This is a genomic window from Streptomyces sp. NPDC044061 (genome assembly GCF_056434305.1).
Genome location: NZ_JBWKFL010000001.1, coordinates 337,847 through 352,572, shown reverse-complemented (window position 1 = coordinate 352,572; position 14,726 = coordinate 337,847). Strand labels below are relative to the sequence as shown.

At 72.3% G+C, this 14,726-nt stretch carries 15 protein-coding genes and 1 pseudogene; 10 read left to right on the top strand and 6 right to left on the bottom strand.

The window, feature by feature from the left end; all coding sequences use genetic code 11:
- Positions 1-83 precede the first annotated feature (83 nt).
- From AC07CM_RS01585 to AC07CM_RS01550, 8 genes are all read left to right on the top strand, one after another.
- Complete coding sequence (locus AC07CM_RS01585) at positions 84-821, top strand: GntR family transcriptional regulator (RefSeq protein ID WP_478874453.1); 738 nt, start codon at positions 84-86, stop codon at positions 819-821.
- Between the two features lie 200 nt (positions 822-1,021).
- Positions 1,022-2,026, top strand: coding sequence for a sugar ABC transporter substrate-binding protein (locus AC07CM_RS01580; RefSeq protein WP_478874280.1), 1,005 nt, complete (start codon positions 1,022-1,024; stop codon positions 2,024-2,026).
- A complete protein-coding gene (locus tag AC07CM_RS01575; protein WP_478874279.1) occupies positions 2,023-3,066 on the top strand; it encodes an ABC transporter permease in 1,044 nt (347 codons plus the stop codon). The genes AC07CM_RS01580 and AC07CM_RS01575 overlap by 4 nt, the downstream gene beginning before the upstream one ends.
- A complete protein-coding gene (locus AC07CM_RS01570) occupies positions 3,063-3,833 on the top strand; it encodes an ATP-binding cassette domain-containing protein (RefSeq protein WP_478874278.1) in 771 nt (256 codons plus the stop codon). Before AC07CM_RS01575 ends, AC07CM_RS01570 begins: the two co-directional genes overlap by 4 nt.
- A 142-nt stretch (positions 3,834-3,975) precedes the next feature.
- Positions 3,976-5,121, top strand: a complete 1,146-nt coding sequence (locus AC07CM_RS01565) for an ROK family glucokinase (RefSeq protein WP_478874277.1) — start codon at positions 3,976-3,978, stop codon at positions 5,119-5,121.
- Positions 5,118-5,699 (top strand): sugar kinase, encoded by a 582-nt coding sequence (locus AC07CM_RS01560; protein ID WP_478874276.1) that lies wholly within the window; start codon positions 5,118-5,120, stop codon positions 5,697-5,699. The genes AC07CM_RS01565 and AC07CM_RS01560 overlap by 4 nt, the downstream gene beginning before the upstream one ends.
- 97 nt (positions 5,700-5,796) lie before the next feature.
- Complete coding sequence (locus AC07CM_RS01555; protein WP_478874275.1) at positions 5,797-8,646, top strand: DEAD/DEAH box helicase; 2,850 nt, start codon at positions 5,797-5,799, stop codon at positions 8,644-8,646.
- Positions 8,643-10,865 (top strand): SWIM zinc finger family protein, encoded by a 2,223-nt coding sequence (locus tag AC07CM_RS01550; protein WP_478874274.1) that lies wholly within the window; start codon positions 8,643-8,645, stop codon positions 10,863-10,865. The genes AC07CM_RS01555 and AC07CM_RS01550 overlap by 4 nt, the downstream gene beginning before the upstream one ends.
- Before the next feature lie 157 nt (positions 10,866-11,022).
- On the opposite strand, the pseudogene AC07CM_RS01545 reads toward AC07CM_RS01550, so the two are convergent.
- Positions 11,023-11,088: pseudogene (locus tag AC07CM_RS01545) on the bottom strand (hypothetical protein); the annotation flags it as partial.
- 152 nt (positions 11,089-11,240) lie between these two features.
- Between AC07CM_RS01545 and AC07CM_RS01540 the strand changes: the two are divergent.
- Positions 11,241-11,729 carry a GNAT family N-acetyltransferase gene (locus tag AC07CM_RS01540; protein ID WP_478874273.1) on the top strand — a complete coding sequence of 163 codons (489 nt, stop codon included), beginning with the start codon at positions 11,241-11,243 and terminating at the stop codon, positions 11,727-11,729.
- A gap of 137 nt (positions 11,730-11,866) precedes the next feature.
- On the opposite strand, the gene AC07CM_RS01535 is transcribed toward AC07CM_RS01540, so the two are convergent.
- Both AC07CM_RS01535 and AC07CM_RS01530 read right to left on the bottom strand, forming a co-directional pair.
- Positions 11,867-12,070 (bottom strand): hypothetical protein, encoded by a 204-nt coding sequence (locus tag AC07CM_RS01535; RefSeq protein WP_478874272.1) that lies wholly within the window; start codon positions 12,068-12,070, stop codon positions 11,867-11,869.
- A 103-nt stretch (positions 12,071-12,173) separates the two neighbouring features.
- Positions 12,174-12,365, bottom strand: coding sequence for a hypothetical protein (locus tag AC07CM_RS01530; RefSeq protein ID WP_478874271.1), 192 nt, complete (start codon positions 12,363-12,365; stop codon positions 12,174-12,176).
- 187 nt (positions 12,366-12,552) lie between these two features.
- On the opposite strand from AC07CM_RS01530, the gene AC07CM_RS01525 reads away from it, so the two are divergent.
- Entirely contained in the window at positions 12,553-12,891 is a 339-nt protein-coding gene (locus AC07CM_RS01525; protein ID WP_478874270.1) for a transposase, read from the top strand.
- Between the two features lie 504 nt (positions 12,892-13,395).
- On the opposite strand, the gene AC07CM_RS01520 is transcribed toward AC07CM_RS01525, so the two are convergent.
- Genes AC07CM_RS01520 through AC07CM_RS01510 form a run of 3 tightly spaced genes read right to left on the bottom strand, consistent with a single transcriptional unit; the run spans position 13,396 to position 14,627 of the window.
- Positions 13,396-14,058, bottom strand: coding sequence for an ABC transporter substrate-binding protein (locus tag AC07CM_RS01520; protein WP_478874269.1), 663 nt, complete (start codon positions 14,056-14,058; stop codon positions 13,396-13,398).
- Between the two features lie 14 nt (positions 14,059-14,072).
- On the bottom strand, positions 14,073-14,273 hold the full coding sequence (locus AC07CM_RS01515) for a hypothetical protein (RefSeq protein WP_478874268.1): 201 nt from the start codon (positions 14,271-14,273) through the stop codon (positions 14,073-14,075).
- Positions 14,274-14,282: 9 nt separating this feature from the next.
- Positions 14,283-14,627 (bottom strand): MerR family transcriptional regulator, encoded by a 345-nt coding sequence (locus tag AC07CM_RS01510; protein WP_478874267.1) that lies wholly within the window; start codon positions 14,625-14,627, stop codon positions 14,283-14,285.
- Between the last annotated feature and the right edge of the window lie 99 nt (positions 14,628-14,726).

Below are 14,726 nucleotides of genomic sequence, written 5' to 3'. Positions count from 1 at the left end.
GGACAACCTGTCTACACAACTTCCCGTCAACCATGCACGCGGCTACGCTCGGGCCCGTGCCGAAACCAGATGTGGACCCGACCGTGTCACTCGACCTCCGTGTGGACCGTAGCTCCCCGGTGCCGTTGTACTTCCAGCTCTCCCAGCAGTTGGAGGCCGCCATCGAGCACGGCAGTCTCACGCCCGGCAGCCTGCTGGGCAACGAGATCGAGCTGGCCGCGCGGCTCGGCCTGTCCCGGCCCACGGTCCGCCAGGCCATCCAGTCCCTCGTGGACAAGGGTCTTCTCGTCCGCCGCCGCGGTGTGGGCACCCAGGTCGTGCACAGCCAGGTCAAGCGCCCCCTGGAGCTGAGCAGCCTCTACGACGACCTGGAGGCGGCCGGCCAGCGCCCCGCCACCAAGGTCCTCGTCAACACGGTCGTGCCCGCCTCCGCCGAGGTCGCCGCCGCGCTCGGTGTCGCCGAGGACGGTGACGTCCACCGCATCGAGCGGCTGCGCCTCGCGCACGGCGAACCGATGGCCTACCTGATCAACCACCTGCCGCCCGGCCTGCTCGACCTGGACACCCGCCAGCTGGAGGCCACCGGCCTGTACCGGCTGATGCGCTCCGCCGGGATCACCCTGCACAGCGCGCGCCAGTCCATCGGCGCCCGTGGCGCCACGGCCGCCGAGGCCGAGCGGCTCGCCGAGGCGGAGGGCGCCCCGCTGCTCACCATGCAGCGCACCACCTTCGACGACACCGGCCGCGCGGTGGAGTTCGGCGACCACACCTACCGCCCGACGCGCTACTCCTTCGAGTTCCAGCTGCTCGTGCGCCCCTGAGGATCGCCGCCGGTTCGTCGCAATGTCCGGACAATGCGACCGCCGGCCGCTCCCCGGTCATGTCATGCGTGTTCCCTGTGTTCGATACTGAAGTGTTTGGGGCTGGTGAGACCGCCGCCGGGACACACCGACGGTGAGATCGCCCGCCCCTCGCGCACGTCGGAGCACAGTCGGCAACACGGCAAGAAGGGCACGGCCTCGTGGCACGGTTTCGGACCTGGGTAGGCATCGCGGTGGCGGGGGCGCTGAGCGTCTCCCTCGCCGCCTGCAGCAGCACCGGCGGCAAGCGGGCCGAGGACGCCCGCGAGGCCGCCGCCGCCCAGGGCAGGGCGGCGGTGAACACCCCCCGCTGGACCTTCGCGATGATCACTCACTCGGGAGACGGCGACACCTTCTGGGACATCGTGCAGAGCGGCGCCAAGCAGGCCGCCGTCAAGGACAACATCAACTTCCTCTACTCGCACGACGACGAGGCCCAGCAGCAGGCGCAGCTGGTGGACGCGGCGGTCGACAAGAAGGTCGACGGGATCATCGTCACCCTCGCCAAGCCCGACGCCCTCAAGGCCGCCGTGGCCCGCGCCGAGAAGGCCGGCATCCCGGTGGTCACGGTGAACTCCGGCTCCGAGGAGTCCAAGGCCTTCGGCGCCCTCACCCACATCGGCCAGGACGAGACGATCGCCGGCGAGGCCGTCGGCGACGAGCTGAACAGGCGCGGGAAGAAGAAGGCCCTGTGCGTGCTGCACGAACAGGGCAACGTCGGCCACGAGCAGCGCTGCGACGGCGTCGCCAGGACCTTCCACGGCACGCTGCAGAAGCTCTACGTCAACGGCACCAACATGCCCGACGTCCAGTCCGCGATCGAGGCGAAGCTGCAGGCCGACAAGTCCGTCGACGCCGTCGTCACCCTCGGTGCGCCCTACGCCGACACCGCCGTGAAGGCCAAGGGGGACGCGGGCAGCGGGGCCGAGATCGACACCTTCGACCTCAACGCCAAGGTCGCGGCCTCGCTGAAGAACGGCACCCTCGGCTTCGCCGTGGACCAGCAGCCGTACCTCCAGGGCTACCAGGCCGTCGATCTGCTGTGGCTGTACAAGTACAACGGCGATGTCCTCGGCGGCGGCAAGCCGGTCCTCACCGGCCCGCAGATCATCACCAAGGACCAGGCGGCCGCGCTGGCGGACTACACCGAGCGGGGCACCCGATGACCGCGATCACGGACGAGAAACCGCTCGATGAAAGGATTCTGCAGACCTCGCCGCTGCGGAAGCTGCTCGCCCGGCCCGAGCTGGGCTCGGTGGTCGGCGCGCTGGCCGTCTTCGTCGTCTTCGCCGTGGCCGCCGACGGCTTCCTGCGCGCCGCCAGCCTCAGCACGGTCCTGTACGCCTCCTCGACCATCGGCATCATGGCCGTACCGGTCGCGTTGCTGATGATCGGCGGCGAGTTCGACCTGTCGGCCGGAGTCCTCGTGACGTCCTCCGCGCTGGTCTCCTCGATGTTCAGCTACCAGATGACGGCCAACACCTGGGTCGGCGTGGGTGTCTCGCTGCTGGTCACCCTCGCCGTCGGCGCCTTCAACGGCTTCGTGCTCACCCGCACGAAACTGCCCAGCTTCATCGTCACCCTGGGCACCTTCCTGATGCTGACCGGCATGAACCTCGGCTTCACCAAGCTGATCGACGGCACGGTCTCCACCAAGACCATCGCCGACATGGAGGGCTTCCCGAGCGCCCACGCCGTCTTCGCCTCGACCCTCACCGTCCGCGGCGTCGACCTCAAGGTCACCGTCCTGTGGTGGCTCGCCCTGGTCGCCCTGGCCTCCTGGATCCTGCTGCGCACCCGCGCCGGCAACTGGATCTTCGCGGTCGGCGGCAACCAGGACGCGGCCCGCGCGGTCGGCGTCCCGGTCACCAGGACCAAGATCGGCCTCTACACGGGCGTGGCGTTCGGTGCCTGGATCTCCGGCCAGCACCTGCTCTTCTCCTTCGACGCCGTCCAGTCCGGCGAGGGCGTCGGCAACGAGCTGATCTACATCATCGCGGCCGTCATCGGCGGCTGCCTGATCACCGGCGGCTACGGCAGCGCGGTCGGCTCGGCCGTCGGCGCGCTCCTGTTCGGCATGACCAGCAAGGGCATCGTCTTCGCCGAGTGGAACCCCGACTGGTTCAAGTTCTTCCTCGGAGCGATGCTGCTCCTCGCGACCCTGCTCAACGCCTGGGTCCGCAAGCGCGCGGAGGCGAACAAGTGACTCTCGTGAAGCTGGCCGACGTCAGCAAGCACTACGGCAGCGTCCGCGCCCTCGAAGGCGTCTCGCTGGAGGTCGACCCCGGCAGGATCACCTGCGTCCTCGGTGACAACGGAGCCGGCAAGTCCACCCTGATCAAGATCATCGCGGGCCTGCACCGGCACGACGGCGGCACCCTGAGCATCGAGGGTGAGGAGACGACCCTGGCGTCCCCGCGGGAGGCCCTGGACCGCGGTATCGCCACGGTCTACCAGGACCTGGCGGTGGTCCCCCTCATGCCGGTGTGGCGCAACTTCTTCCTCGGCTCCGAGCCCCGCAAGGGCAAGGGACCCTTCAAGCGCCTGGACATCGACTTCATGCGCGAGACGACCCGGGCCGGACTCCTGCGCATGGGCATCGACCTCCGCGACGTCGACCAGCCCATCGGCACCCTCTCCGGCGGCGAACGCCAGTGCGTGGCGATCGCCAGGGCGGTCCACTTCGGCGCCAAGGTCCTGGTCCTGGACGAGCCGACGGCGGCACTGGGCGTGAAGCAGTCCGGCGTGGTCCTGAAGTACGTGGCGGCAGCCCGCGACGAGGGCCTGGGTGTCGTCCTGATCACCCACAACCCGCACCACGCGTACCTGGTCGGCGACAGATTCGTACTCCTGCGCCGCGGCACGATGGTGGGCAATCACACACGGGACGACATCACCCTGGACGAGCTGACGAAGCAGATGGCGGGCGGAGCCGACCTGGACGCTCTGGTCCACGAACTGGAGCGAACCTGAGGGACGCCGGGCCGTGTCGGCCCGCGGCTCCACCGCGTGGGCGCGACAAGCCACTGGGCGCCCGCACCCGGCACGGATCGCACACCCTCCTCTCCTGCCCCGCACCGCACCCACCCCCGCGGTGAGGCAGAATCGACAAACGATGAGCACCTATCGCGACCTCACCGCACCCATCGGCTCCCGCCGAGCCCCAGTGCTCCGTACGGTCGGCACCAGGGAGCGCCGGTCACATCTGACCGCCCCCCGTGTCCCCACCGTCGGCATCGACATCGGCGGCACCAAGGTCATGGCCGGCGTCGTGGACGCGGACGGCAACATCCTGGAGAAGCTCCGCGCGGAGACCCCGGACAAGTCCAAGAGCCCCAAGGTCGTCGAGGACACCATCGTCGAACTGGTCCTGGACCTCTCCGACCGGCACGACGTGCACGCGGTCGGCATCGGCGCCGCCGGCTGGGTCGACGCCGACCGCAACCGCGTCCTGTTCGCACCCCACCTGTCCTGGCGCAACGAGCCGCTCCGCGACCGCCTCGCCGGCCGGCTGTCCGTGCCGGTCCTCGTGGACAACGACGCCAACACCGCCGCCTGGGCGGAGTGGCGGTTCGGTGCGGGCCGTGGCGAGGACCACCTGGTCATGATCACGCTGGGCACCGGCATCGGTGGCGCGATCCTGGAGGACGGCCAGGTCAAGCGCGGCAAGTTCGGCGTCGCGGGTGAGTTCGGTCATATGCAGGTCGTGCCCGGCGGCCACCGCTGCCCCTGCGGCAATCGCGGCTGCTGGGAGCAGTACAGCTCCGGCAACGCGCTGGTGCGCGAGGCCAAGGAGCTGGCCGCGGCCGACTCGCCCGTCGCCTACGGGATCATCGAGCACGTCAAGGGCAGCATCAATGACATCACCGGCCCGATGATCACCGAGCTGGCCCGCGAGGGCGACGCCATGTGCGTGGAGCTGCTCCAGGACATCGGCCAGTGGCTCGGCGTCGGCATCGCGAACCTGGCCGCCGCCCTCGACCCGTCCTGCTTCGTCATCGGCGGCGGCGTCAGCGCCGCTGACGACCTGCTCATCGGCCCCGCCCGGGACGCCTTCAAGCGCCACCTCACCGGCCGCGGCTACCGCCCCGAGGCCCGCATCACCCGCGCCCAGCTCGGCCCCGAGGCCGGCATGGTCGGCGCCGCAGATCTGGCCCGGCTGGTCGCCCGGCGGTTCCGGCGCGCCAAGCGGCGCCGGGTGGAGCGGTACGAGCGCTACGAGCGGTACGCCCAGGCCCGCCGAGACCGGGACACCGCATGACCGCGTCGCTTCCCCATCAGGCCGCGCCCCCGGACGAGCCGCGCCGGCCGGCCGAGGACCCGCGCCACAAGGCCAAGCGCAGGGCGCTGACCCTGCTGCTCATCGGGCTGCTCATCGGCGTCCCGGCGGGCTACCTGGTGATCTCCGCCAACCAGAGCCGCAACAGCGGCAAGGACAAGGAGGCGAAGTACTCGGCGACCGGCCTCGCCCCGGGCTGGCCGTCCAAGGTGCAGCGGCGCCTCTACCGGGTGGCCGTCCCGCACCCCGCCGACTACATCGCCTACTACGAGACCAACAACTGGAAGACCAGCCGCCTGTACGTGCAGTTCCGCACCAACAGCGCCGGTCTGGACAGCTTCCTCGGCGCCATTGGCCTGCGCCGGGACGAGCTGAAGAAGGACGACATCACCATCGGCGCCCGCGACCGGAAGGTCTCCGGCTGGAACTTCACCGGCCCCGGCCCCTGGTCCGGGCTCACCCACAAGCAGAAGAACCCGGCGCCCACCCAGGACGTGGTCGTCAACATGTCCGACCCGAACTATCCGATGGTGTACGTCGTCTCCCGCACGGTTCCGTGACCGGGGCCGCGGCCGGTCGCCGGAGCCGATTGTCAGACCCCGCCCGTAGAGTCGAAGACGTCTGATCCGAGGCGACGGGCGGGAGGTGGCAGGACGTATGAGCGGCGGCACGGCGGCGGTGGCCGAGCGCACGGGAGGTTCCCCGGAGGCCGGTAGCCCGGTTCCGGTGCGCCTCGCGTCCGTCTACCTGCCCGCGCCACTCCCGCGCGAGGGCCGTATCGCCTTCTGGGATCCCGACGGCGGCCCGCTGCCGGACGGCCGCGGCACCGACGAGCTGACCGTCGTACGACGCCATGGGGCGGGCGTGCGCCGCCGGCAGGTGCCCGCGCTGACCCTGCCGCTCGCCGAGGCCCTGCCGCTGCTGGTCGGCGCCCGCCGCGACCCGGCCGCCCACCCGTCCACGGCCTGCTGGGGCGCCGCCGCGCTGCACGCGCTGCGGCTCGTCGCCCGCGGCCGCCTGCTGCCCGGACTGACCCCGAGCGGCCACGACGCCTGGCGGGCCGGCCCGCTGGAACCCGACGACATCGCCCATCTGCGCGCGGTGGCCGCCGCCCTGCCCCCGGAGGGCCACGCCGTGCCGCTGCCGGACCCCGGCCCGCTCCAACTGCCCGAGCCGGAGGCCCTGATCCGCTCCTTCCTGGACGCGGTCGCCGACACCCTGCCCCGCACCCCGGCCGCCCCCCTCACCTCCGGCCGTCCCTTCGCCGCCCGCCAGGCCCAGGCGCTGCCAGCCGCCCACGACTGGGCCGCGGAGGTCGCCGCCGGCATGGACGCGGGCGTCCGGATCTCACTGCGCCTCGACCTGTCCGCCTACGACGTCTTCGACGCCGGCGCCGCCGAAGGCGCGCGCGCCGCGGGGGCGGCGATCGTCCAGGTGCACAGCCTCGCCGACCCGACCCTGGTGGCCGACGCGGCCGCGCTGTGGGCGGGGGAGGCGGACGCGGCCTTCGGGCCACGCGCGCGCGTGGACGCCGCCCTCGCCGTACGGCGCGCGGCCCGGGTGTGGCCGCCCCTGGACCGGCTCGCCGAGCAGGAGGTCCCGGACGTCCTCGCGCTCACCGAGGAGGAGCTGGGGGACCTGCTCGGCGTGGCGGCCGGCCGGCTCGCCGCCGCCGGGGTGGCCGTGCACTGGCCCCGGGACCTGGCGCGCGACCTCACCGCCGCCGCGGTGGTCCGGCCCGCGCCCGGCTCGGCGACCGACGGCACCGGGTTCTTCGAGAGCGAGGACCTGCTGCGGTTCCGCTGGCAGCTGGCGCTCGGCGGGGACCCGCTCAGCGAGGCCGAGATGGACACGCTCGCCGAGGCCCACCGGCCGGTCGTACGGCTCCGCGACCGCTGGGTGCTGGTCGACCCGGCCCTGGTCCGCAAGGCCCGCAAGCGGGAACTGGGCCTGCTCGACCCGGTCGACGCCCTGTCCGTCGCGCTCACCGGCACCGCCGAGGTCGACGGCGAGACCGTCGAGGCCGTCCCCGTCGGCGCGCTGGCCGCGCTGCGCGACCGCCTGACGGACGGCCCGCGTCCGGCCGAGCCGCCCGCCGGCCTCGCCGCCACCCTCCGCGACTACCAGCTCCGCGGCCTGGCCTGGCTCGACCTGATGACATCCCTCGGACTCGGCGGCTGCCTCGCCGACGACATGGGCCTCGGCAAGACGATCACCCTCATCGCGCTGCACCTGAAGCGAGCCCGCACCGAGCCCACGCTCGTGGTGTGTCCGGCGTCGCTGCTGGGCAACTGGCAGCGGGAGATCACCCGGTTCGCACCCGGGGTCCCGGTCCGCCGCTTCCACGGCCCCGACCGCACCCTGGAGGACCTGTCCGCAGGGGGCTTCGTCCTCACCACGTACGGCACGATGCGCTCCACGGCGGGCCTGCTCGCCGAGCGGCCCTGGGGCATGGTCGTCGCCGACGAGGCCCAGCACGTGAAGAACCCGTACTCCGCGACCGCCAAGGCTCTGCGCACCATCCCGGCCCCCGCGCGCGTCGCCCTCACCGGAACCCCGGTGGAGAACAACCTCTCCGAACTGTGGGCCCTGCTCGACTGGACCACCCCCGGACTCCTCGGTCCCCTGAAGTCCTTCCGCGCCCGGCACGCGCGCGCGGTGGAGAACGGCGAGGACCAACAGGCGGTGGAGCGCCTGGCCCGGCTGGTACGGCCGTTCCTGCTGCGCCGCAAGAAGTCCGACCCCGGCATCGTCCCCGAGCTGCCCCCCAAGACGGAGACCGACCACCCGGTCCCGCTCACCCGGGAACAGGCCGCGTTGTACGAAGCCGTGGTGCGCGAGTCGATGCTGGCCATCGAGACCGCGGGGGGCATCGCCCGCCGGGGTCTGGTCCTGAAGCTGCTCGGCGCCCTGAAGCAGATCTGCGACCACCCGGCGCTGTATCTGAAGGAGGACCCGCGGGCCGACCGGCTCGCCGCCCGCTCCGGCAAACTCGCCCTCCTGGACGAGCTGTTGGACACCCTGCTCGCCGAGGACGGCTCCGCCCTCGTCTTCACGCAGTACGTCGGCATGGCCCGCCTCATCACCGCCCACCTGTCCACCCGGGCGATCCCCGTCGACCTCCTGCACGGCGGCACACCGGTGCCGGAGCGCGAGCGCATGGTCGACCGCTTCCAGAACGGCGAGACCCCCGTCCTGGTGCTCTCGCTGAAGGCGGCCGGCACGGGACTGAACCTCACCCGCGCGGGCCATGTCGTCCACTTCGACCGCTGGTGGAACCCGGCCGTCGAGGAACAGGCCACCGACCGCGCCTACCGCATCGGCCAGACCCAGCCCGTCCAGGTCCACCGCCTGGTCACCGAGGGCACGGTCGAGGACCGCATCGCCGAGATGCTGGAGTCCAAGCGCGCCCTGGCCGACGCCATTCTGGGGTCCGGCGAGGCGGCACTGACCGAACTGACCGACCGTGAACTGTCCGACCTGGTCTCGCTGCGGAGGACGTCGTGACCGCCGGGGAACAGCGGCCGGGCGACGCCGCCCGGCGTGCCTTGCGCGCGGCACGCGAGCGGGCGGAGGCCGAGCGGGAGGGGACCGAGCGGGGAGAGCCCTGGGAGGCGCCCGAGCGGGCGTCCGGGGAGACCGGCACCGGGGGACCGAGGCCGGCGGATGCCGTGCGCGCCGCCCTCCGGTCGGCCGTGCCCGCCCGGCGGGACGAGGGCACCACGACGGACGGGAGCGGCGACGGCGGCAGGAGCGGCGATGTCGGCGAAGCCGGCAGGCGCGGAGACTTCGGCGAGGGCGGTGACGGCGGCAGGTACGGCGGTACCGGTGACGGCGGCAGGACTGGCGAGTTCGGCGAGGGCATTGGGGGCGGCAGGAGCGGCGAGTGCAGCGACGGCGGCAGGAGCGGTGTCGGCGGCGGGACCGGCGACTCCCACGGAGCCGCTGTCGGGGAGGAGTCCGGCGGCCGCGGTGACCGGGACGTGCCGGAGGCCGCCCGCACCGCGCGGCCCGCGGGGCGACCGGCCGACGCGGCCAGAGAAGCGCTCCGCTCCGCCCGCCGTGAGGCGCTGCGTGCCGAGGCCGTGGAGGCGGGCTCCCGGCGCGGGCCGCGGACACCGGGGCGGCCCGCCGTCACCCGGCCCGGCCCCGAGCGCACCGGAGACGAGGCGCGGACCGTACGTGTCCAGGCCGCTCACGACATGCGGCAGTTCCTGACGAACGCCTTCCGCATGCCCTCCTGGGCCGACGCCCCGGAGGAGACGGACGACACCGGCACGGACGACACCGGCACGGACGACACCGGCACGGACGCCCCCGATGGCGACACCGGCGTCGCCGGGCACCCGTCCGCGGCCGATCCCACGCCGGAGCCCGAGCGGCCGACCCCGGGCGCCCACCACGGTGCCCCCGAGCCCCGCCCCTCGGCCCCGGCACCCGCGCTGCTCCCCGTCACCATGGCCACCCCGCACCGCGACACCGAACTGCGCCGCACCTTCCCGGCGTTCCCGCCCCGGCCGGCGTCTCCGCAAGACCCGGCGTTCGCCGAGACCTGGTGGGGCAACGCCTGGATCGACGCGCTGGAGCGGGGCGCGCTGGACATCAAGCGGCTGGCCCGCGGCCGGGGTTACGCGGACCAGGGGAACGTGGACGCGATCACCGTGACCCCGGGGACGGTGCTGGCGTACGTGCGCGGCAGCCGACCGCGCCCGTACCGGGTCCAGGTGCGGCTGCGCACGCTGGAGGACGAGGACTGGGAGCGGTTCCTGGACAGCGCGGCCGACCGGCCGGGGCACATCGCGGCACTGCTGGACAAGGAGCTGCCCCAGTCCCTCGCCGACTGCGGTGTCCCCCTGCTGCCCGGGCCGGGGGACCTCGCCCCGCGCTGCAGCTGCCCCGACTCCGGCTACCCCTGCAAGCACGCGGCCGCCCTCTGCTACCAGACGGCACGCCTGCTCGACGCCGACCCGTTCGTACTGCTCCTGCTGCGCGGCCGGGGCGAGAAGGACCTGCTCGACGCGCTGTCCCGGCGCAGCGCCGCCCGCGCGGCGCGCGCCGCCCAGGAGGGAACACCGCGGACCCTGCCCGGCGTGCGCGCCGCGACCGCGCTCGCCCCACGCCGACTCCCGCCGCTGCCGTCCCCCTTGGCGGTGCCGCCGCATCCCGAGCAGCCCCCGGTGTACCCGGCGGCGCCCGGCGGTCCCGACCCCTTCGCGCTGGACCAGCTGGCGACCGACGCGGCCGCCCGCGCGCACGCGATGCTCGCCACCGGCCGTGACCCGGTCGGCGAACTGACCCTCTGGCAGGACGCCGTACGCCTCGCCGCCGCCCGGCCCGGCTCCGGACTGACCGCGACCACCCGCGCCCTGTACGCCACGCTCGCCGAGGCCGCCGGCCGCAGCCCGGCCGATCTGGCCCGCGCGGTGGCCGCCTGGCGGCAGGGGGGACTCGAGGGGCTGGCCGTGCTGGAGGAGCCGTGGGACCCGCCGGCCGGCCGTTTCGACCGGGCCCGCCCGCTGCTGCTCGCCGCCGACCTCCCGGCGTTCCGCCCCTGGCGCAACCACCTCACCCATCCCCGCGGCCACGTCCAGCTGCGCCTGGGCCGCGACGGCCTGTGGTACGCCTACGAGTCGGAGCCGGGCCACGACGACTGGTGGCCGCGGGGCACACCGGACCTGGACCCGGTGGGCGCGCTGACGGGACTGGGCACGCCCGACGACCTCTGAGCAAGGGCCGCGGCCGGCACGTTCTCATCCTGTCTCCGAGCCGAACCACTCGGAGAGCAGGGACGCGGTGCGGGTGGGGTCGGTGTGCAGCAAGGGGGTGGATGCCGAGAGACTCGGCGGGCGGCAGGTTGATCGCGCGGTCGTCCACGAACACGCAGCGCCGCGCGGCGAGTCCGGTGCGGCCGACGGTGCGGCGGTAGATCTCCGGGTCGGGCTTGCGCACGCCTTCCCGCTCCGAGAGAACGACGACGTCGAACAGGTCGTGCTGTGGCCGATCGGGGCCCGGGCGAGCGGTTTCCGGGAGCGGTGCAGAACGCCTGCCCGAGCAGCCGACCCGCCGCACGAGGGCACTCCCCGGTGCGAAATACTCTCCCGATGAGTTCACGCACTTCCCCGATCAGCCAGCGGATCACGATACGGAGGGCCGTCGCGCGGGATGCCAAACGGCTTACGCGGCTCGTGCGTGGCTCAGGCGCCTACGAGGGCAAGTACGCAGCCGCAGTCGCGGGCTACCGGGTCGGCCCTGATTACATCGAGGCCCACCGCGCCTTCGTGGCCGTCGATGCCGACGAGCACGGAGGCCGGGTCCTCGGGTTCTACTCGCTCGTCCTCGCGCCACCGGAGCTCGACCTGCTGTTCGTCGCCGACGAAGTGCAAGGACGGGGTATTGGACGGCTACTCGTCGCGCACATGCAGTCCGAGGCCCGTGCCGCCGGGATCGACCGTCTCAGGGTCGTGTCGCACCTTCCCGCCGAGGACTTCTACCACCGCGTCGGTGCGGTGCGGACCGGGACCGCGTTCGCGAACCCGCCCGCCGTGCCGTGGGACCGTCCCGAATTCGAGTTTCGCATCCCTTCGGAGTGACGCGGTGTGCCGGTTGGCGGGGCACCGGCTTCGCCTGCGTGGTGGCCGGCATGCAGGAGCCGCTGGACGCCGCGCGCTCCGTGTGAGCCGTCTCCTCTGCCCTGGCGTGGTGATCGCCTGCGCCGCCGGCCTCCCCGTTACCGTCTTCGTAGACCTGCAACAGGGCTACCGGTGAGTTCGGGGTCCATGCCGTTGGTGTAGCCGCCGGTGCCGAGGTGGGGCTGCATGGTGGCGTGGACGTCTCGTAGCCGGGTGAGTCTGCGGTCGATGTGTTTCGGAGTCGTAGTGGCCCCGCCGCCCGGGAGGTTGAACAGCGGGTCGGTGTGGACAATCGCTCCCATTTCCTGGGCGAACTTCTGCAGGATGCCTCGCTCACCACCACGGATGTCGCGGATGCCGCGGGCCAGGTGCGGTCCGGGCTCTTCGACCGGGGCAACAGCGGGGTCATCGGCGTGCGCTGCCCCGGGGCCGAACCGCGGAGGAGGCGTCGTCCTGCCCAGCTTCCCCCCGCAGCCAGTTGAAGGCCGGACCGGCGAGGTTGCTGCCGGCGCCCCCGGCAGCGCCGAACAGCAGGTCCCACGGGGTGGTGGGCTGGCAGTGTGCTTCGTTGACGGCCCAGGAGAATCCGGCTCCCACGACGGCGTTGATGGCGGAGGAGGTGGCGAGGGCGCGGCCTCCGCTGAGGCCGAGAGCGCGGACGGCGGCGTTTCCTGCTCGATGAGCTGAATCAGCGCCTGACCCGGCTCGTCGAACGCCACGCCCCGCCACTGCCCATACCGGTGTGGGCATCGGCCGGGACAGCGCCGTCACTCTCCTGATCACCATGGGAGACAACCCCGAGCGGCTGAACACCGAGGTGTCCTGCGCCGCTTTGTGCGGAGTCAGTCCCATCGAGTACTCCTCGGGCCGCCGGAGCTCGCGTCGGCTCAACCATGGCGGCGACCGCCAGGCCGACGCCACCCTGTACCGCATCGTGTTCACCCGGCTGCGCTTCAATTCCCTTACCCAGGCGTACTACCAACGCCGCACTCAGGAGGGCAAGACCCGACGTGAGATCATTCGATGCCTCGGGCGATATGCCGCCCGGGAGGTCTTCAACCTGGTCAGGCCGGTATCCAGCGCCCCAGTCATAGGGGCGTCCGTGAGAGATGAGAGGGTCTGACGGGTGAGCGAGACACCACCGAACACCCTGCAATACCGCTTTGACGGGCCAGAGGACGCCCCTGTCCTGATGCTCGGTCCCTCCCTGGGTACCACATGGCACAGGTTGTAGAGACCGTCCAGGGGCGTCTACATCAGTGCAGCGCGGGCATGAAATGGCAGGTCAGCGCCTCCTGGTCCGTAAGGGGCTGCCCAGTTGGTGATCGCGGCGTGATAGGCGAGTGATACGGCGAGGCCCCGCCGGGCCCCCTCCTGACGGGACCTCTGCGCGGAGCCGTGAGGCGACGAAGCCGCATCGGAATGCTCCGGTGCGGCTTTGTCGTGAGATCAGCTGCGCTGGCCGCACGATGCGGCCGGCACCTCATGCGGTCCGTGTCCTGTCTCGCTTCCAGGGTGCGCCTACTTTGCGATTGCACTCGCCGGGAGGATCCATGTATTCACCAGGCGAAGCTGAATGCCAGCCCTTCCCCGACCCGCTCTCTCCGCTAGTCCCAGGCGCTCAGGGTCATCTGGAGCCTCCCGTCATGCGGATCGTGTTCGGGGAGAACATGCCGAGGGAGATCCTGAATGTGGCGCTGTAGGCGGCCACGGTCTTTGTCTTGTCCACGACCGGGACGAGGTCGGCGTTGTCGAACAGGGCGGTCTCGGCGTTGTTCCACAGGGGGCAGCCGGCCGCACCCGGAAGGGCGGCGGCCTTCGCCGTCAGGCGGTTGTAGGCCGTGTACCTGAGGTGGGCGAAGTTGTTGCCGTCGGGTGTGAAGGGGCCGGCGATCAGACCGGTCAGCGGAGAGGGCAGGGTGACACCGAGCGGGGCCCAGTTCAGGTCCCGGTTCTGTTCGACGTCCTCGACCTGGAAGTAGGCGGCGTCGGAGACGGCGCGCAGCCTCACGTCCACACCGACCTGCTTCCAGGCGTGTGCCAGGTACTCGGCCGCGGCCGCCATGGTCTCGCCCCCGGAGGAGGAGTAGATGAAGCGGATCGTCAGCTTCATTCCGTCCTTGACCCGGGTCGCACCCGGCGAGGGCTGCTTCCAACCGGCGGCGTCGAGCTGCTCGGCGGCCGCGTGGGGGTCGTAGCGGGGCAAGTGGCCGGTGACGGTGTCGCCGCGGCAGGGCCGGGGCTGGGTGACCAGTCCGGTGGGCGGCCGTCCGGTGCCGCTTGTCACCACGGCGCCCAGGTCAGTCAGGTTGCCGCGAGCAGGGCCTTGCGCACGGCAGGATCGCTGCGCGGGTGGCCGGGGCCCTCGTGGAAGAAGAACTCGTGGGTGCCGTCCTGCTGGTCGGTCGCGGTCAGACCCGGCACGTTCTGAACGCGCGCCCGGTCCGGGCCTGCGACCTGTAATGGCGGCCTCGTCCGCTGGCGGTCGGTGTCCAACTCGGACAAGGCGTCCTGTCAGGTTGAGGTCTTCGATTGGCTCTCGCGGCTTTGTGCGCGCAGTTGCTCGTTGATGCGCTGGGCTTCTTCGAGCTGGTCTTCAAGGACGACGATGCGGCAGGCGGCCTCGATGGGGGTGCCCTGGTCGACGAGTTCGCGGGCGCGGGCCGCGATGCGCAGTTGGTAGCGGGAGTAGCGGCGGTGGCCGCCTTCGGAGCGCAGGGGGGTGATCAGGCGGTGTTCACCGAGGGAGCGGAGGAAGGCGGGGGTGGTGCCGAGTATCTCGGCTGCCCGGCCCATGGTGTAAGCCGGGTAGTTGTCGTCGTCGAGGTTGTCGACGGGACGGGATGCGGCAGGGGGCATAAACCTCTTCTTTCGGCGGACGCGTCGGGGGGGGGGGGGGGGGGGGTTTTCCCCCCCCGCCCCCCCCTTCCCCCCCCCCCCCCCCCCTCCCTTTTGCCC